This is a genomic window from Paenalcaligenes sp. DL 463 (assembly GCF_057475185.1).
In genome coordinates, this window is sequence record NZ_JBYBKX010000002.1 from 130,672 (window position 1) to 149,671 (window position 19,000).

Sequence of the window (19,000 nt, forward strand, 5' to 3'; positions counted from 1 at the left end):
ATTTCACCGATTACACCATAATCGTTTGGACTATGCCGAAATTTCTGCCCGCACGATTTCCGCACCCGCAGCGAGCGCCTCAAGTTTGCCTCTTGCTACTGCTCGAGGCAAAGGCGCCATGCCGCAGTTAGTGCAAGGGTAGAGCTTGTCAGCATCAACAAACTGCAGCGCCTGCCTGAGGGTGTTAGCGACTTCCTCAGGCGTTTCAACGATGTTGGTGGCTACGTCGATGGCGCCTACCATCACCTTTTTCCCACGTACGAGTTCAATCAAATCAATCGGAACACGAGAATTGTGGCATTCGAGCGAAATGATGTCGATACTGGATTGCTGTAGTTTTGGAAAAGACGCTTCGTATTGACGCCACTCGGATCCAAGCGTTTGCTTCCAGTCGGTATTGGCCTTAATGCCATAACCGTAACAAATATGCACCGCAGTTTCGCATTTAAGCCCTTCAATTGCCCTTTCCAAGGCAGCCACTCCCCAATCGTTCATCTCATCGAAGAAAACATTGAAAGCGGGCTCGTCGAATTGGATGATGTCAACACCTGCGGCTTCAAGCTCTCTCGCTTCTTGATTGAGAATTTTTGCAAACTCCCATGCTAGTTTTTCACGGCTTTTATAATGATCGTCGTAAAGCGTATCAATCATTGTCATCGGCCCGGGTAGCGCCCACTTAATGGGTTGGGTGGTGTGCCTCCGCAAGAACGTAGCATCCTCTACAAAAACAGACTTTGAACGACTCACAGCGCCGACTACTGTTGGAACGCTTGCATCATAACGATCTCGAATTCTTACGACCTCCCGCTTCTCAAAATCGACTCCGTTCAGGTGCTCTATAAACGTGGTGACAAAATGCTGGCGAGTTTGCTCACCGTCACTGACGATGTCAATACCTGCGTGCTGCTGCTCTTTCAGAGCCAGAAGTAGAGCATCTTGTTTCCCCTCTATCAACTCATCCCCTTGAAGCTTCCAAGGTGACCAGAGTTTTTCGGGTGCAGCAAGCCAAGAAGGTTTAGGCAAACTGCCTGCCGTAGAGGTTGGTAATATTTTTTTCATGTTCGTTATCTCGTGCATCGTAGGTAATTAAAGAACGTAGTCGGCAGCCCATTGCTCAAGGCGTTCTTTGTAAGGGTTGATAAACTCAATCTCTGCATGCTTTCCTTGCTTAACGGCCAATTGATTCCGCTCTTCGCGATCATAGATAATTTTTGTAAGTGAACAGTTTTGATTATCTAGGCTCGGTTGATAAATGCTTCCCGCAGCAGAATTAGCGTTATAAATTTCAGGGCGATATATCTTCTGAAACGTTTCCATTGTGCTAATGGTACTGATAAGCTCAAGATTGGAATAATCGTTCGATAGATCACCCATAAAATAGAAAGCATAAGGGGCGACGCTGGTAGGCGGCATAAAATATCGTACGTGCATCCCCATTTTCTCAAAGTATTGATCCGTCAACGACGTCTCGTTTTGACGGTATTCGACACCCAGTATGGGATGCCGGTTTTCAGTCCTGTAATAGGTTTTGCTACTGGAGACACTAATACAAATCACGGGTTGCTTGTGGAAGTGTTTTTTGTATGAATCCGAGTTCAGAAAGTGTTGGAACAGTTTTCCATGCAAATCACCAAAATCATCGGGCACATTAAAAGCTGATTTGTCACGATTATGCTCTTTCAGCAGAATGCTGAAATCATAATCTCGCACATAAGAGGAAAAATTATTTCCCACAATTCCCTCTATACGCCCACCCGTTTTCTTATCAATGACGTTTGGTCTTAATATCTCAATCAACGGGAACGTATCTTCATGCTTGTCGGAATTCAGGCCCACCTCAACAGAAATAATTTCCAGCTCAACAGAGTAGCGATCTCCGGTCGGATTATCCCAATGCGCCAGACTGTTGAAACAATGATCAATCATCCTAAACGTATTTTTCAGGTTCTCCTGACGATTTTTCCCTCTGGCTAAATTCGCAAAATTTGTTGTAGCGCGGGTTGAATCTGAAGGGCGATAATTCTCGTCAAAGGGAATGGTTTGGATGTTATAAAAAAATTCTGTTTCCATTTACAATCGCGTCCTAAATTTAAATACTCAGTCCCAGAAGTTGCTCTGCTAAGACCGCTGCCTTTGATGGGCGATGCAATCCACCTGAAACCGCGGCCACACGAAGTGGACATATGATGTTTTCTTTCATAAAAATTTGATTTTTTCGATACTCGATTGCACATTTTTAAGGAGTATCATCCGCTCGCGTACCGTAACCACCTTGATGCCAAACCAGCTCTCATCTTATTTTTTCGCGCGGTACGCTCCTCGATCAGGAACAATGGATGCTAACCTTTGCTCAATCATGAAGTAAAATGGTCTTATTTCATTAAGCCATGAATTTTTGTCATTATTTGGCGCGAAACTTCGGTTCTGTAGAAACTATCATCAAATAAATCGACCCCGCTTCATCTGTGTGAAGACGCGGTTTGCTCACATCACATTAAAAATGGATTAGCCTGGTCTGACGCCGCTTTATGACTCTAAAAATATCGCAGCAGCTAACTAGTAGACAATGCGTCTATAGCGAGCGATTGTGCCACAGTGATAAACGCTTTTAGGTACTCAGACTCGTGCTCGGAGTCGCGCCTGCCCAGATGGATTTGTTTGTGTATACCCTGCTTTCCTAAGCGTACGGAACTGATCTTCATACGTTTGGCGTACTCCAACACCAGCCAGCGAGGTAGAGCCGCTACGCCACGACCCGCAGCCACCATTTCCAGCATGATGTCGGTGCTTTCAAGACTTTTATGAACACGCGGCATGACACCTGCAGGACTCAAAAATTGGCTGTAGATATCCAATCTGGCAAGCTCTACTGGGTAGGCAATAAGGGTTTCCGAGACTAAGTCCTTCGGCTGAACGTAGGGAAGCTGCGCAAGCGGATGTTCACGCCCCACTACCAAAACTTGCTCGTAATCGAACACCGGCAGATAGCTCACGTCGGGTGTCAATAAGGGGTCAGGCGTAACGATGAGGTCGATCTCGTGGTTAAAAAGTGCGCCCATGCTGCCGAAACGAAACTTCTGTTTCACATCGATGTCGACATCCGGCCAGTCACCCATGTACCGCGAAACCACCTTGAGTAGCCATTCGTAGCAGGGGTGGCATTCCATGCCTATGCGTAAAGAACCGCGCCCCCCATCAGCGTACTCCCTGAGATAGGTCTCGGCAGTTTCAAGTTGCGGGAGCAGACGTTGCGCCACGGCCAATAGGTACTCACCCGCCTGAGTCAACCGCAAAGAGCGACCTTCCCTCAGCCACAGCGGCACGCCAGCTAAGCGTTCGAGCTTGGCGATGGTGTGGCTCAGTGCTGACTGTGTCAGATGCAGTGATTCTGCGGCTGCGGTCACAGTACCGTGTCGCTCGACTGCCCGCAGAATTTCCAGATGCGATCGCTCAAGCATGTCGATTATGAATAAAACTAATTGTTATGTAAGAAACCACTATTTTACATCATGCGGTACAAAGCCAAGAATGACAACGACAAACTAAACTTGCTAGACAGACGAGGCCCTACATTAGCACACCATACACTTTTTCAGTGCTTCATTATTCTGCTCACGAGTGTGTTTGATCAAGTAATCCAAAAACACGCGAGACCGCTGGGGAATGAACTTACGACTGGGCAGCGCTGCATACATCGCCAGTTGCCCCGTAATCCACGGACTCAAGATCCGCACCAAATCGCCACGCATTAAATACGGCGCTGCAATATCAAGCGCTACAGACGTGATACCGACACCATCTATGGCCGCACGCAACAGGGTGTCGGTGTGATTCGCAATCAGAACCGGATCAACATTCGTTTCTACGACCTCATCGGGTTTAGTGCTAAGCCACATTCGCCAAGCCCGAGGGGGGCCGTCAGGCCGCCTAAGAAAAAGGCAATCGTGTTGAGCAAGATCGGCTGGCTCGACTGGCATCTGTTTGCGTTTTACGTATGCAGGAGAAGCGGCCAGAATCACTTCTGACTCAATCACCTTACGCGCAATAATATCCGCATTGAAACTAGCGTCAGTTCCGAGCAAAGTGATGTCGTAGTCTTCTATCGGAGGGTTCCGGTGAGCCTCGACCTCGATGTCAACAATGATCCCTGGGTAGCTTTCTCTGAAGGACGACAGTAAGGGAGCAATTACGTGACTTGCCAAAACGGGTTGTGTGTTGACGCGCAAACGTCCGGCCAGTTCACTTGTGTGCGCGCTGGCTAATGCATCGGCCTCGTCGACGTCCTGCAGAATCTGACGCACCCGTGCCAAATACGTTTCGCCAGCCTCAGTCAGGGAAACTCGGCGTGTGGTGCGCTGAAACAGCCGCGTGCCCAAGTAAGCCTCTAGCTCTGCGATCAATCTCGTCACCACCGGTGGGGACATTTCCATGGCACGGGCAGCCGCCGCAAACCCGCCTTCGTCAGCGACTCGTTCAAACACTCGCATCCATAACAAACGATTCATGGTTTTCCTTTACTTAGTGACTATTATTCCTAATTTAAGAATAGTAAGTATATATTTTTACCATTTATTCCTTTATCAGGATTTACTAAAGTTACTACATCGACGAGTTCAAACACTAAAGCACTCGCCGGAATCACTAAGAGTAACGCTCTGGTGATCCCACTAACGAATTGATTTAAAGGATTTACATCATGACACGCACACAACTTTCCGCTATTGCCATCGCCTTCAGCTCTATTTTTGCCACACAAGCCATGGCTGCAAACGACGCCTCTGTAACACGAGCTCAAGTACAGGCTGAGTTGGTCGAAGCGGTACAAACTGGAAACATCGTATTAGGCGAAAGCAGCAAGCGCTTAAATGAAATTTTTCCGCACAACTACCCAGCACAACAATCAGCATCGACCGTAACCCGCGCACAGGTCAAAGCAGAATTAGCTGAAGCCGTACGAAGCGGTAACATCGTTCGGGGTGAAAGCAGCGCACGATTAAACGAAATTAACCCACAGAACTACCCTGAACAACAACATGTTGCGAGCAAAACTCGCGAAGAAGTTCGTGCTGAACTGGCTGAGGCTGCCGCCAATGGCTTGCTTGACCGCCACATTCCAGCTTAAATCGTTGACTCATTTCAAGACGATCACCTCAATAATCAAGCAACAGAGCGCAGTCATCCTGAACGCGCTCTAACAGCAACCTTTATTTAACGCGACGTTGTCTTTCAGTCGACGTCACCATTACACTATTCATCAAAGTAAAAGGAGTGACCATGGGACTATTAGTTGATGGACGTTGGCATGACCAGTGGTACGACACATCCAGCACTGGCGGTCGTTTTGTACGCAGTGATGCCCAGTTTCGCAACTGGATCACACCCGATGGCAGTGCTGGTCCTAGCGGTGAAGGCGGCTTCAAGGCAGAGGCCGGTCGCTACCACTTGTATGTATCGCTAGCCTGTCCTTGGGCTAATCGCACGCTAATTTTACGAGCCGTTAAAGGTCTGGAAGACATGATTAGCGTTTCGGTGGTCAACCCCTACATGGCAGAAAACGGTTGGACCTTCGAACCTGGCCCCGGTGTGATTGCCGATCCCGTTGGACAGGCCGACTATATGTATCAGGTGTACCTACGCGCCGACCCTGAATACAGCGGCCGCGTCACCGTACCTGTACTGTGGGACTTACAACAAAACACCATTGTTAGTAACGAGTCTTCCGAAATTATTCGAATGCTGAACTCAGCTTTTGATGGGCTGGGCGCAAAAGAAGGAAACTATTCACCCGTTGATCTGTTGCCAGAAATCGATGCTATCAATGCTTTCACCTACGACAACGTCAATAACGGGGTCTACAAAGCGGGCTTTGCCACGGCTCAAGATGTTTATGAAACGGAAGTCCAACAATTGTTTGCCGCACTGGATAAGCTTGAAATCAAACTGGGCCAGCAGCGCTACTTGGTAGGCGACCAAATCACAGAGGCCGATTGGCGATTATTCACCACCCTCATTCGTTTTGATGCGGTTTACCACGGGCATTTCAAGTGTAATCTCAAACAACTCGCCGATTACGAGAACCTGTGGAGCTACACACGAGAGCTATACCAGCAACCCGGCGTTGCAGACACGATAAACTTTGACCACATTAAGCAGCATTATTATCGCAGCCACGGCACCATCAACCCCAATGGTATTGTGCCTGCAGGTCCTATGCTTGATTTAGAGCGTGCTCCCAGCCGAAAAATAGTCTAAGTCACCTGATCTGCACACCCTTTGAAGCACACCCTGCCGCACTTACCATGATGCAATCGATACTACAACTTATTAAAGAACGCGGTGATAACACCTTGTTCAATCGCTCGGTTTTTCCGCTTCTTACTAGGCTTATTCAGCGACGGCCATTACGTCCGCTCAAGCTTGGGGTAAGAAAGTATGCTTGGCTAGCCGCAGGGCTGCTTTGTTTACACGGTGTGCAGGCCCAAGACATTGATTATGTAAATGCTAACTTTTCCGTTGAGTACAACAATAAACTAACACAAGGGGAAAACCGCTTAAGCATTCAACGAGAACAGAAGCAATACGAGATCAATTTTGGTTTAGATCATTGGTTATTGTCGTCCCACCAAACCGCTGTCTTTACTATGGAGCAATGTCAGGCACAGCCTCTGTCCTATACCTCGACAGCTAAGCGCCCATTAAAAGACGAAAGCACCCAAACCTTAAATTTTGATTGGCAGCAAAAGAAGGCCACCTTTCAGAGTGACGGAGAGCATAAAAGCTTTGATTTAGACACGGCTTTATATGATCCCCTAAGTTTCTTTTTTGAAGCGCGTTGCGATTTAATCGCAGGGAAAACAGCGTTTTCCTACCCGCTCATTCATAAGGGAAACAAAAAAACCCACCACTATAAAGTGGTGGGTATCGAAACAGTTGAAACAGGACAAGGCCAAGTCGACGCGCTCGTTATTGAACGCGAACGAGAGAGTAAAAGCCGTCAGACACGGCTTTACGTCGCGCCCAGCCTCGATTACTTATTAGTCAAAATCGAGCACCAAGAAAGCCGCTTATTAAAAATCGTTGCAACGCTCAAGAGCATGGATTATCAACTGATCAATCACTAGGAATTATCGAGCTTCGGCAAGGGCTTAATCGGACTTAATCACGCATTGTTTTTAAGGCCACAGCCCATTTATGCAACTCGTCTAACAGGCTTTCTGCTGAACGATCAATGGAGTCGTTGGACTGAAACTTCTTATTTTCATCAACTAAAGTTCCCACCATTGGCACCGCGACACCTTCAACCATCGGCATCATTTTTAAGGTCGTCACCAACTGCTTAGTAATTTGTGCTGCCCGTAAACCGCCCGAAACCCCGCCATAACTGACAAAGCCACACGGCTTATAGTTCCACTCTTGGTACACATAATTAAGCGCATTCACTAAGGCCGGCGTGGGGCAATAGTTATATTCAGGGGAAACAAAAATATACGCATCGGCACTTGCGACACTTGCGCTCCACTTTTTAGTGCCGTCGTGCTCGTACTGCTGCAGGCGAGGGTGTTGGGGTTCGTTATAGACAGGAAGCTCGAAATCAGCCAAATCAATAAGTTCGACATCAAACTGACCATGGCGCTTGGCATAGTCAGTAAACCAGTCAGCAACCGAAGGCCCTATCCGCCCTGGGCGTGTACTACAAATAACAATCTGCAATTTCAATGACATAAGAATTCCTACTAATAAAACAAAGAATATGAACACCCTAGCGTTGGACGAACAGTAACGATACGCTCATCGCGTACTTACGCTACGTCGTCGACAGCTTCTTATCCAACCAGAGTAATGGCAAACCCATGGCTAAGACCGCAAGCCCTAATAACGCACCAGAACCCGCATACTTCACACTAGACCAACATAATGCTAAGCAGCTTAACGAAAACACAATTGGCGTAAAGGGGTATAACGGCACACGAAACGGACGCGGACGATTTTTATCGCGCACGCGTAACATCACAACGGCTCCGCCAGTTAAGGCCATAAATAGCCAAAAGACAGGTGCGGTATAAGCAACCATCGCTTGCACCCCTCCGTTACTTAACGCGCCGAAAAGAATCAGTAGCAACGTAATCAAGCCCTGCAAAATTAACGCTCGAGCCGGCGTTGCTCCGCGAGCGTTCCATGCCCCTAGGCTTCTAAAAATGGGGACTTCCCGGCCCAGAGCAAAATACATGCGGCCACCGGTGAAAACGCTTCCATTTATCGTGCCCAATGCGGTGCAGCACACAAGCAAACTTAGGACGATAGCCGCCCAGGGGCCGGCGACTAATTGCATCAGATCAGCACCCACCGCCTGCGAGTCACGTAGTCCTTCCAGACCAAAAATTCGCAAATAGACAAAATTTATCAGTATGTAGACCGCGGTAATCACCACCGTACCAATCAACAGCACACGACTCATGTTTCGCTGGGGGTTGCGCAGCTCGCCAGAAAGATACGCCGCTTCGTTCCACCCCCCATACGTCAGCAGCACAAACACCATCCCCATTCCTAATGATCCTGCTAGCCCCCCAGTAGGGGCTTGCCAGACCGAATGACTAACACTGGCACTCGTGTTCGCGTCAGCAAGGGTAAAGCCAACAATGCTAACGATCAGCAAGGCACTGATCGTGGCTCCGGTTAGTATCAGTTGTAGCCTTTTGGACTCGACGGTACCCACAACATTCAGCAAGGTGAGTAACACCACGGCCGATGCGCCGTGAATCGCTGGACCATACACACCCAAAGGCAACAGTGTTTGCGCGTAATCGCCGTAAATAAACGCCACAGCGGCGATGGAGCCGGTTTGTATAACCGAGCCACGTACCCATGCAAATAACAAGCTGATGGGTGCCCCCCAAGCCCGCCGCAAAAAATGGTATTCCCCTCCAGAGTCGGGATAGGCAGAGCCTAACTCGGCATAACATAAAGCGCCCACCAGCATGACCAAACCACCCATCAGCCACAAGCCCATGTAGATGACAGGTGTCGCCGAGTGCTGCGCCACCAGTGGTGGAAAGCCGAAAATGCCTATTCCTACAACTACTCCGACTAAAACGGCTACGGCATCAATGACTGAAAGCTCAGCTCGGACAGGCTCCTGTTTAGCTGACGTCATAACCCTTCACGCTTTGTTGCCTGCCACCCCAGTACCGAACCATTCTCGGCTAACGCCACAATCGTATTTCCTTCCACACGACCGGTGTAACGCTGCGGGGTTTGGCCATCTTGACTGATGTAGAGATGAACCACATCCCCCTCTAGCTTTCCACGCAAACTAAAAGAGGCGTTATTTTCTCCCGTCGCACGTCCACTGACTTTTTGGAAGGTTTGGCTGAGATCGGCTGTAAAGTCACCATCACGCCCCACAAACAACCATCGTCCCTCGATATTCTCAGGCACAACCCAATAAAATATCTCTAAACCATCAGCAACGGAGCGCGCATCGGGCTCCCAGTCACCCATGGTAAAAGCATGCGACACAATACGCGTACCAGGACGTAGGTCCAATATTTTGGGCCGTAGCTGCAAATTAACCGTAGGCAATAGGTACATGCTCACTACCGTGGCGTTAGAAAAATCCGTTTCGAATAAATCCTGAACTTCAAAGCTCACACGATCCGCCACACCCGCTTCTTCGGCCAACTCACGAGCCTCCGTCACGCGCACCGGATTGATGTCCACACCAAACGCCCCTTTGGCACCACGATCACGCACTGCAGCCACAGCGATACGACCATCGCCTGCTCCGAGGTCAATCAGAAAGTCTGATTCCTTAACGTCAGCTAAACTCAGCATCTCTGCCACCACACTATGGGGTGTGGGTACAAAAGGCACATCGAGCTTAAATTCTTGAGAAGTGGATGTTGCGTTAGCGTTATTAACTAACAGAGACTGCATTGCACAGATAGCAAGCAAGAGGAAGATCGCAGCAAACTGCTGGGGAAAACGGTAACCACGCGTAGTCGACCATCTAGACATGAACGCCTCCTTTCGTATCAATTTTGTGAACGACGATTGGTGTAGCATGGGGACTCAAGGTCCGCGAACAACACAGTGTACAGCAAGCTTAGTGACTTTATGGACGATAACTGTGGCTGGATTCTCAGATGGTGTAAGCCTTCAACATTGATAAAATGTACTACCCCTGTTTATGGTCAAAAACCATGAGCCAAATCGCATAAGGATTGTGTTTTGTCAGCACGTAAATCGGCGTTAAAAGACCGCTTAGAAAGCGCCCAAGTTATCATTTACTTCTTTTCAGTGGGCCTAGCAGCAACAATCGCAACAAGGTTGAGCGGCACTGAGGCGCTAGAAAGTGCCATCACCCCGGCATTAGGTCTTATGCTGTTCGCCACCTTTTTACAGGTTCCTCTTGCTGAGCTAAAAAGCGCTTTCGCTAACACGCGTTTTCTGATCACGCTGCTGATCAGCAATTTTCTGCTTGCCCCATTGCTCGTGGCACTGTTGCTGCAATTCGCACCCTCCGACCCGCTGGTCCGCTTAGGGCTATTACTCGTATTACTAACTCCCTGCATTGACTATGTCATTACGTTTGCTCATTTAGGACGTGCTGACTCACGGTTACTGCTCGCCTATACCCCTGTGCTGCTGATCGTACAAATGCTGTTACTGCCGTTATACCTACGGCTATTACTGGGTGATGCAAGCCTGCAACTTCTACATGTAGCGCCTTTTATTTCGGCGTTTGCTTGGCTTATTCTGCTACCCCTGCTCTTAGCTTATCTCGTACAACGCTGGGCAGCTCAAAGCGCCACGGGTAAAGCGATTAGAATAAATCTTGATCTACTACCCGTGCCGGCAACCGCATTCGTATTATTCATTGTGGTTGCAGCCGTTGTGCCGCAACTGGCCACTGTTAAGTACGCCGCCTTACACATTATTCCGCTTTACGCTGCGTATGCCATCGCCGCGCCGCTAATTGGGTGGATAGCCGCTAGAGTAAGCGGGCTGGAAGCCAAAGCAGGTAGAGCCATTGCATTTAGCACCGGTACGCGAAACTCATTAGTTATCTTGCCGGTAGCGTTTGTCGTTCCTGGGGCAATTCCAATATTGCCCGCAGTCATCGTGACCCAAACCCTTGTCGAGCTGATGGCGTCCATTCTCTATATACGTCTTATACCTAAGCTAAAAACAAAACCCCGAACGGTATAGCACTATCTTTCTCGTGGTAGAGGACACACAGAACACACAATGAGAGTGATTCGCAATATTAATTGCGTTACGGTGCTCTGCATAGTATCTTAAAGTACGTGGCTTAGCAGTTTAGCAAGCACACGTTCAAGACCCCGTCCCGACATAAGGACCTTATTTTCTGTGAACACACCATGACAACCAACCCTTCATTTACCGTAGAAAGACAGCGACATCCGATCAAGGTTCGTCTATTAACGGTAAAACGTATCACCAGCCTGAGCCCTTCAATGCGGCGTATTACGTTTACCGGTGATGATTTGGGTGGGTTTAACTCGGCGTCGTTTGACGATCACGTCAAATTAATGGTCCCCAACGCTGCTGGCGAGGCACTTTCTCTTCCTACTCTCGGTGAGTCCGGCTTGGTTTTTGATGAAAACAAAGCAAAACCCGCCCTGCGTGACTACACACCACGACGTTATGACGCCGCTGAAAATGAACTGGATATTGATTTTGTATTAGGCCACGATGGCCCCGCAACACACTGGGCAAGTCAGGCCGAAGTTGGGCAACAGGTGGGGATTGCGGGACCACGAGGCTCATTTGTGGTCCCAACCGTCTTCGACTGGCACCTTTTAGTAGGAGATGAAACTGCCCTTCCTGCCATTAGCCGACGACTGGAAGAGCTTCCACCACAAACTAAAGCCATTGCGGTAATCAAAACCACGGCGAGCGAAACGCCACTTACGCTACCTTCTCAAGCTTCTGTCGAAACGCATTGGGTTCAAGACTCCCCTGTCCAGCCGGGTCAGATGGACATACTGGAATCTGCAGTACGCCAGCTAACATTACCCGAAGGTGAAGGCTTTATTTGGGCTGCCGCTGAGTACAACGTGATCAAGGCAATACGTCAATACTTCGTCGAAGAGCTACACATTCATAAAGATCGAATCCGAGCTTCAAGTTACTGGCGTAATGCCGCTGAGAACACAGAAAAAAATTTCGACTAATCGTAAAAAAGCAAATGGGGGATGACTCGCCTAATCCATTTAGGGCGCGTCCATTAATACAAATGTACCCACCGCCAACACGGCATCGCCCACTTGCTGATAAAAGGCTCGACGCAACTCGACTTGCCCCGTAATAGGGCTAAACCACCAATAATCAATTTGCTGAATGCGATTCGGGTTGGCCTTGTCTGCCATTTCAGTCAAAAAATGAACCCCTTTTATATCTTCCACCTGATCTAATGGCCGACCATTCAAATGGGTGGTAATGGGGTTCCAAACCACCGTACGCTCTGCTTTATCGAGAACAAAAACATATTGATCGATATTGCGATACTGGCTGTGTTTATTGCGAAACTTACGCATCGCCAAAACGGGATCGCTGAAATACTCACTAACCGCCGCCTCTAACAACGTTTTAGCCTCTTCTTCGGTGGAGACTTGGGGCGCATAGCCTGAGGCGATAATGACGTCATCAACCACCCGAAAATAGGTGATTTTGGGTGCCGTGCCACCTTCCATCGGATTAAACCAAAGGTACTCTACGCTGCCTTGCTGCATCGACCGTGCGCGATCAAGCATTTGCTGGAAAAAAGGCCGTCCTTCATCGTCAGTCAAATCAACCACATTTTGTCCGATTAACGAAGCCGACCAGCCACCACTGGATAAGATAAGCCCAGAACGACTAAGACTAAATAAATAAAGTTCGTTATCGATAAAGTTAGGACTGTGGTTGAAATCGTTGACTGCACCGATCCCATTGCGCTGCACGTGAGCTTGCGCCTTATCTAAAAGCGCGTGTACACGTTGTTCTAACGCCTGCGTGCTGGAGAAAATCGAACTTTTCTCTGCTGGCGGGGTTGTTACTTCAGCGGCAGTGCTACGCCCTGCCAACGCCACACTGAGCATCAGCCCTACACCTACAACACCGATAAGCCATTTGAGCGTAGGAGATTCTGCTTTGTAATTAAATAAATACCGCATCATTAATACCCCATTCGCTCAGGTAACCACAAGGTCAATGAAGGGAAAAAAGCAAGGATAAAGATCGCGCAAACCAAGGTGAAAACAAAAGGCAACGACTTCACCACAATCTGTTCAACCGTGGCACCCCCAATCCCAGAGGCGACAAAAATATTTTCCCCAAGTGGCGGTGTAATAAAACCCACCGATAACGCACAAATCACCACAATGCCCACGTGGGTAGGATCAATGCCTAACATATAGGTTATCGGTAGTAAAACCGGAACCAAAATCATGATGGCGGCCAATGTTTCCATGAACATGCCCACAAACAAGAGGAACAGAATCAAAATGGTCCAAATTAAATAAATATTATCTGTCCAGCTGATGATTGATTCTGCCAACATGGCCGGTATACGCTGCTCGACTAATAAACGTCCGAACACAGTGGCCGCAAATAAAATCAGTAACACGCGTCCCGATAACCACGTCGTGGTTCGTAACGAAAAGAATATTTTCTTGTAACTTAATTCACGGTGAATAAACACACCAACGAATAAGGTATAAAAAATAGCGACCACAGCAGATTCTGTTGGCGTAAAAAAGCCAGCATAAATACCACCCAAAATAAGAACGGGTGCCAAGATTGACCATATTCCGCGTCGCAGTGTGGTAGCTAACTGCTGAGTGTCCCAACCTTCGTCCGCCCCCTTATAGCCGTTTTTCTTAGAAATCACGTAATTCATGACTAATAAGCTGGAGGTCACAATAAGGCCTGGCACCACACCAGCAATAAACAATTTCGTGATCGTAACGGAGGAAAAAGGACCATGCATGCTGATAGCTTCGGCAGGCGGACGCAAACCAAGCGCTGAAATGCCAAAAATAACCAGCGGAATCGAAGGTGGAGTAATAATCCCTAACCCCCCTGATGACGCGGTCACAGCCGACGCGTAGCCCAAGTCATAATTACGCTTGGTCATGGCGGGAATCATCAACATACCGACCGCTGCGGTAGTGGCTGGGCCCGAACCTGAAATTGCACTGAAAAACAAACACGCTAAAACTGTCGCAGCACCTAAACCACCCGTAATAGGCCCCGCAAGGCTTTCAGCGATGTCGACAAGCCGCTTGGAAATCCCCGCGGCTTCCATGAGTGCTCCGGCTAAAATAAAGGCGGGTAAGGCCATCAATGGGAAACTACCCACTGAGGTGAAGGCAATTTGTACAAAGGAAATGGGGTTTTTATCCAGCACCAAAAATGCTGCCATCGCCGCCCCAGCAAGCGACACTGTGATGGGCGCGCCAATTAGCAGCAGGACAATAAAACCACCGAATAACAACGTGACGACTTGCTGCTCCATTACTGCACTCCTTTCGTCATTTCGGACCCGACTTCTTTATTCTTTTTCTGCAGCTTCGCTAATTCTAGGCTTTCAGGATCAATAATCTCTACCGCCTTAAACCACGTTAAGTAGTTATTCCATAAAATGCGTACCGACATCAAGAAGAAGGCAATGGGCAACACCATGAAGAAGTATTTCATTGGAATGCCTGTGGTTTGAGACTTCCAAAATACATTCATGCGATTAAAAACAAAATCGTAACTTAGCCACGTAAAGTACAGATTAAACGTCACCCAAACGAGATCGGCGAACGTTTCTGATACTTTTTTAACAATGGGCGGAAAAAAACCAAATTGAAAGGTCACGCGGTTATGCGCTGACATTTTGGCGGCGACCACCGCCCCCATATAGGCAAACCACACAAACATATAGGTTGCGACCTCGTCCCCCCAGGGGATCGAGTAGGCAAAAAACTGCCGTACAATAATTTGTGCGAACAACAAGAGAACGAAGGCGCTAAGTAATAAACCGCACAAATATTCTTCAAAATGCTCGAATAGGTGTAAACCCACCTTTTTTATTGTCATAGAAGCCTCCTTCGCAGATCACGATTTCAGACGAGCGCCATCTTCACCCGCCGACTCTTGCTGCAAGAAGCAAGAGCCGACATGATATGAAAACAGATGTTGATGAATTAACGGCCTAAAGAAGCCAGTATTTCGTCTAAACGATCTTTGCCACCGACAGCGTCGTAGAATGCTGGCCACACTTTTGTGGTTGCCGCTTCTATCCATTCTTTTTCATCGTTCGCAGGGTCTGAAATTTCCATACCAGCCGCGACAAGTTCATCTCGAATACGGTCCTCGGATTCGGCTAAAAAGGCATAGCTATGTTCTGTGGCTTCCATACCTGCGTCTAAAATGGCTTGTTGAATTTCAGGTGACTGCTGCTGGAAAATGGACTCGCTCACAATCAATGGCTCTAACGAGAAGAGGTAACGAATATTGGTGATGTACTTCTGCACCTCATCAAACTTCATGGCCGAAACTGTAATGTAGGGGTTGTCTTGCCCATCAACCACGCGCTGTTGTAGAGCGGTAAAGGTTTCCGTCCACGCAAGTGGAGTCGGGTTTAAGCCCCACGCGTTATAGGTGGAAATCATGATTTCATTACGTGGCACGCGAATAATCAAACCTTGCAAATCTTCTAAGGTCGTAACGGGACGCTTTGAATTGGTCAATACCCTGAACCCTGAGTACGACCAGCCAATGATACGTACGCCCGCATCACGAATCGTGTTTTCCGTAAGTTCTTTACCCACTTCACCCAACGTTAACTTCTTCGCATCATCGGGGCTTTGAATAACGTAAGGGAGGGTTAAGACCGCCACAGTAGGTGAAAACGGAGTGACGTTGTTAATAGCCAGAATCGAGAAATCAAGCAAGCCCATTGCCGCATCATTAACGGTATCTTGCTCGTCACCCAACTGACTATTGGGAAACAAATCAACGTTTATCGCCCCATCCGTTTTCTTATTCAGGCTAGCAGCAAAGGCTTTACCCAGTTCGTGCTGCGTTCCACCTGCCGCATCACCAATGGCCACCTTGAACGTGGTCGCACTGACTGCGCTGGCAACCAGAAAGCTCGCCGCAAACGCCGCTGACCCTTTGAGTAATGTTTTAAGTTTCATTTTTTGTCTCCATCCTTGTTAAAGGTATCGTTATTAATCTGTCTTACAACAAACACTGTTTTGAGGTCGTTCTTCTGCCTAAAGCACCTCGTCCTTCAAGTGATACCAACGGTATAAAAACCGCTGTCCAAAGCGTCTAAACGGAGCAAAAGCCTCCGACTCGACGAGTTCACGTACATTGGGATGAGGTAGGCGGCCTTGAAAAATCGGCAAGTCCAGCTCCTGAGCCTCACCTGCGATCCACTGCGCCATCCGTTTGCCCGCTTGTGCGGAGTACATGACACCGTTTCCGCCATACCCCATGGCATAAAAAATGCGCTGCGCCGGATCAGGTTGCACAATGCGCGGCATCATGTCATGGCTGACATCCACCCAACCCCACCATGAGTAATCCAACTGGATACCCGCTAAGGCCGGGAATTTTCGGCCTATGGACACACGAAGTAGATCTTCGTATTTACGTTCTGGTGCATTCTTACCCGTAATGGCACTACGGCTACCAATTTGTAAGCGGTTATCCGGAAGCAGGCGATAATAATTTCGTAAGACGCGTGTGTCAGTTAACACCTGATGTGTATAGAAATTACACGCCTTAATCTCATCCTCGGTTAAGGGCCGAGTCACAACCGAGTTCGACAAGATAGGAAGCAAACGATTTCTGAACTCTTTATGCAAACCATTAGAGGTATACCCGCCGGTTGCCACGCCTACCGCTTTGGCTTTCACCACGCCACCGGGTGTACGTAAATAGTGATAGCCATTACGGCTTTCCCAGCCTTGCACTGGGCTGGATGGGTGTACCGTGGCACCTAAAGCTCTCGCTTTTTTCAAATAACCAAACGCCAGTTTTCCCGCGTGAATGCCAATCCCTTCAGGCTCATGCATGGCACCTTGTGCTTCGTGATCATTCACCCATTCATTTCGCACGGTTTCAGCATCGAGTATGCGTGCGTTATACCCAAAAGTTGTACGCAGTAACTCAGCTTCCTTCTCAAGCGCAGGCATCACTTGTTTACGATGGGCAATATAGAGATGACCTCCGGGTTGCGGATCACAATCGATGTCTTTAATGAGCTCTTTGAAGTGCTCCATCCCCTCTACGCACTCACGATGCATCTTCAGCGCCACTTCCTCACCCCAGCGTTGGATCCACTGAGAACGCTTTAGCCGCCCTGAGGCGCATTGCGCCTGACCACCGTTGCGCGTACTGCAGCCCCATGCTGTACGATTGGCTTCGAGTACCGTCGCCTTAATACCGTGCTCTTGCGCAAGGTGTATGGCCGTGGTCAAACCCGTAAAACCAGAACCTATAATGGCCACATCCACTTCAATATCATGGGTGATAGGGCCATCGTCGGCTGGGGGCTCGCCAGCCGTGCCAATCCAATAGGTAGGCGCGTAATCGGTCCCCGTACCCGGCCCCCTTGCCACCAAGGGGTCGTAAGCCGGATCATAAGCGCGTTGTGCCGGCGTTGCTTTCATTGGCTGAGTCTGATCAGAGGGCTGCTCTAGCACAATTGACATGGCATCAGTCCCCACTAATAGCAGGACGATTCTTACGGAAGGCGTTCTTTACGGAAATCTTATCGCCTTCAAAAACAAATAAATCCACCATCTGCGCTTCGTGCTTACCGCCCTGTGAATCGGTGCCGGTGAAGCGTGATGTGGACATCGCTTGGTGATCATTTAGTACATAAAACTGACCATCTCGCCAGGCTGCATCCGGAAAATTTTGCCATGCCGACTCGAATGCCGCACGCACCTTTTCTCTACCACGATGCACCGTACCCATCACGTCCGGTCCAGCAATCGCGTAAAAGGTGCAGTCATCAGCCATCATCTCCATGATGGTTTCAATATCGTGATCGTTCCAAGCTTGGGTATAGATTTTGAGAATCGCTAATTTGTTATCGCTCATTATTTTGTTCTCCAGATAAAACTTAATTGGCTACGGGAGCCGCCTGAGTGGTGATCAAGCCCGTTGTCGGGGATGAGGGCTCCGCAAGATAGTGTTTTTTCGGCATACGGCCTGCTAAATACGCATCACGTCCAGCCTGCACGCCTCGGCGCATCGCTCGCGCCATGCGAATTGGGTCGTCGGCGTAGGCAAGGGCTGAGTTCATCAGCACGGCATCACAACCTAATTCCATAGCGATGGTGGCATCTGAGGCCGTTCCAACACCGGCATCGAGCAACACTGGAACCGAGACCTGATCAACAATCAGTTTGATATTCCAAGGGTTTAGCACACCCATACCGGAACCGATAATGGATGCCAAAGGCATCACCGCTACACACCCGATATCTTCAAGCATTCGAGCTTGTATAGGATCATCGGCGCAGTAAACCATGACATCGAAACCATCGGCTACTAGCTCTTTGGCCGCACTGATCGTTTCGGGCATATTAGGATATAAATTTGTAGGACTGCCAAAAATTTCCAGCTTTACTAAACGGTGCCCATCCAACAGCTCACGGGCCAGTTTGGCGGTGCGCACAGCATCCGCTGCACTAAAGCAGCCAGCGGTGTTGGGCAGGTAAGTAAATTCTTGAGGCGAGACGTAATCCAATAAACTCGGCTCGTTGGCCGATTGCCCAATATTGGTTCGTCGTATTGCCACCGTTACGATTTCTGCACCACTCTCTAAAATCGCCGCACGGGTTTGCTCAAAATCCTTGTACTTACCAGTGCCTACGAGCAGACGAGATTGGTACGACTTACCGGCTAGCGTAAAAAAATCTGCTGTCATCTGATTACAACCTCTACATCGTTGTGTGATGGGGGTATCCCCATCACACTCACCTAG

19 protein-coding genes are annotated in these 19,000 nt (G+C 48.7%); 5 read left to right on the forward strand and 14 right to left on the reverse strand.

What is annotated here, in order from left to right:
- Positions 1-30 precede the first annotated feature (30 nt).
- From AC2UZI_RS10710 to AC2UZI_RS10725, 4 genes are all read right to left on the reverse strand, one after another.
- Positions 31-1,059 (reverse strand): methionine synthase, encoded by a 1,029-nt coding sequence (locus AC2UZI_RS10710; protein WP_486943860.1) that lies wholly within the window; start codon positions 1,057-1,059, stop codon positions 31-33.
- A gap of 27 nt (positions 1,060-1,086) precedes the next feature.
- The gene (locus AC2UZI_RS10715; RefSeq protein ID WP_486943861.1) at positions 1,087-2,070 is read right to left on the reverse strand and encodes a DUF1852 domain-containing protein; all 984 of its coding nucleotides are present in this window, start codon (positions 2,068-2,070) and stop codon (positions 1,087-1,089) included.
- A gap of 482 nt (positions 2,071-2,552) precedes the next feature.
- Entirely contained in the window at positions 2,553-3,458 is a 906-nt protein-coding gene (locus tag AC2UZI_RS10720) for a LysR family transcriptional regulator (RefSeq protein WP_486943862.1), read from the reverse strand.
- 114 nt (positions 3,459-3,572) lie between these two features.
- Positions 3,573-4,505 (reverse strand): LysR family transcriptional regulator, encoded by a 933-nt coding sequence (locus tag AC2UZI_RS10725; protein ID WP_486943863.1) that lies wholly within the window; start codon positions 4,503-4,505, stop codon positions 3,573-3,575.
- Positions 4,506-4,696: 191 nt separating this feature from the next.
- Here AC2UZI_RS10725 and AC2UZI_RS10730 point away from each other — a divergent pair, with 191 nt between their 5' ends.
- The 3 genes from AC2UZI_RS10730 (at position 4,697) to AC2UZI_RS10740 (ending at position 7,121) form a co-directional block, all read left to right on the forward strand.
- A complete protein-coding gene (locus tag AC2UZI_RS10730; protein WP_486943864.1) occupies positions 4,697-5,122 on the forward strand; it encodes a DUF4148 domain-containing protein in 426 nt (141 codons plus the stop codon).
- A 152-nt stretch (positions 5,123-5,274) separates the two neighbouring features.
- Positions 5,275-6,252: a glutathione S-transferase family protein gene (locus AC2UZI_RS10735; RefSeq protein WP_486943865.1), complete on the forward strand. Its 978-nt coding sequence runs from the start codon at positions 5,275-5,277 to the stop codon at positions 6,250-6,252.
- A 47-nt stretch (positions 6,253-6,299) separates the two neighbouring features.
- The gene (locus tag AC2UZI_RS10740) at positions 6,300-7,121 is read left to right on the forward strand and encodes a DUF3108 domain-containing protein (RefSeq protein ID WP_486943866.1); all 822 of its coding nucleotides are present in this window, start codon (positions 6,300-6,302) and stop codon (positions 7,119-7,121) included.
- Between the two features lie 34 nt (positions 7,122-7,155).
- Here AC2UZI_RS10740 and AC2UZI_RS10745 read toward each other — a convergent pair whose 3' ends face one another.
- From AC2UZI_RS10745 to AC2UZI_RS10755, 3 genes are all read right to left on the reverse strand, one after another.
- Entirely contained in the window at positions 7,156-7,722 is a 567-nt protein-coding gene (locus AC2UZI_RS10745; protein WP_486943867.1) for an NADPH-dependent FMN reductase, read from the reverse strand.
- A gap of 82 nt (positions 7,723-7,804) precedes the next feature.
- Positions 7,805-9,151, reverse strand: coding sequence for an APC family permease (locus tag AC2UZI_RS10750; RefSeq protein WP_486943868.1), 1,347 nt, complete (start codon positions 9,149-9,151; stop codon positions 7,805-7,807).
- On the reverse strand, positions 9,148-10,014 hold the full coding sequence (locus AC2UZI_RS10755; RefSeq protein ID WP_486943869.1) for an SAM-dependent methyltransferase: 867 nt from the start codon (positions 10,012-10,014) through the stop codon (positions 9,148-9,150). Before AC2UZI_RS10755 ends, AC2UZI_RS10750 begins: the two co-directional genes overlap by 4 nt.
- Positions 10,015-10,227: 213 nt before the next feature.
- On the opposite strand from AC2UZI_RS10755, the gene AC2UZI_RS10760 reads away from it, so the two are divergent.
- Complete coding sequence (locus AC2UZI_RS10760; RefSeq protein WP_486943870.1) at positions 10,228-11,208, forward strand: arsenic resistance protein; 981 nt, start codon at positions 10,228-10,230, stop codon at positions 11,206-11,208.
- Between the two features lie 173 nt (positions 11,209-11,381).
- The gene (locus tag AC2UZI_RS10765; RefSeq protein WP_486943871.1) at positions 11,382-12,197 is read left to right on the forward strand and encodes a siderophore-interacting protein; all 816 of its coding nucleotides are present in this window, start codon (positions 11,382-11,384) and stop codon (positions 12,195-12,197) included.
- A gap of 39 nt (positions 12,198-12,236) precedes the next feature.
- Here the strand turns inward: AC2UZI_RS10765 and AC2UZI_RS10770 are convergent, their stop codons facing one another.
- The 7 genes from AC2UZI_RS10770 to AC2UZI_RS10800 form a co-directional block, all read right to left on the reverse strand.
- Positions 12,237-13,181 carry a cache domain-containing protein gene (locus AC2UZI_RS10770; protein ID WP_486943872.1) on the reverse strand — a complete coding sequence of 315 codons (945 nt, stop codon included), beginning with the start codon at positions 13,179-13,181 and terminating at the stop codon, positions 12,237-12,239.
- Positions 13,181-14,521 (reverse strand): TRAP transporter large permease, encoded by a 1,341-nt coding sequence (locus tag AC2UZI_RS10775; protein WP_486943873.1) that lies wholly within the window; start codon positions 14,519-14,521, stop codon positions 13,181-13,183. Before AC2UZI_RS10775 ends, AC2UZI_RS10770 begins: the two co-directional genes overlap by 1 nt.
- Positions 14,521-15,090: a TRAP transporter small permease gene (locus AC2UZI_RS10780; RefSeq protein ID WP_486943874.1), complete on the reverse strand. Its 570-nt coding sequence runs from the start codon at positions 15,088-15,090 to the stop codon at positions 14,521-14,523. The genes AC2UZI_RS10775 and AC2UZI_RS10780 overlap by 1 nt, the downstream gene beginning before the upstream one ends.
- Before the next feature lie 107 nt (positions 15,091-15,197).
- Entirely contained in the window at positions 15,198-16,193 is a 996-nt protein-coding gene (locus tag AC2UZI_RS10785) for a TRAP transporter substrate-binding protein (RefSeq protein WP_486943875.1), read from the reverse strand.
- Positions 16,194-16,271: 78 nt separating this feature from the next.
- Entirely contained in the window at positions 16,272-17,675 is a 1,404-nt protein-coding gene (locus AC2UZI_RS10790) for an NAD(P)/FAD-dependent oxidoreductase (protein WP_486944012.1), read from the reverse strand.
- Positions 17,676-17,721: 46 nt separating this feature from the next.
- Entirely contained in the window at positions 17,722-18,111 is a 390-nt protein-coding gene (locus tag AC2UZI_RS10795; RefSeq protein ID WP_486943876.1) for a nuclear transport factor 2 family protein, read from the reverse strand.
- A gap of 22 nt (positions 18,112-18,133) precedes the next feature.
- Positions 18,134-18,943 (reverse strand): thiazole synthase, encoded by an 810-nt coding sequence (locus tag AC2UZI_RS10800; RefSeq protein WP_486943877.1) that lies wholly within the window; start codon positions 18,941-18,943, stop codon positions 18,134-18,136.
- Between the last annotated feature and the right edge of the window lie 57 nt (positions 18,944-19,000).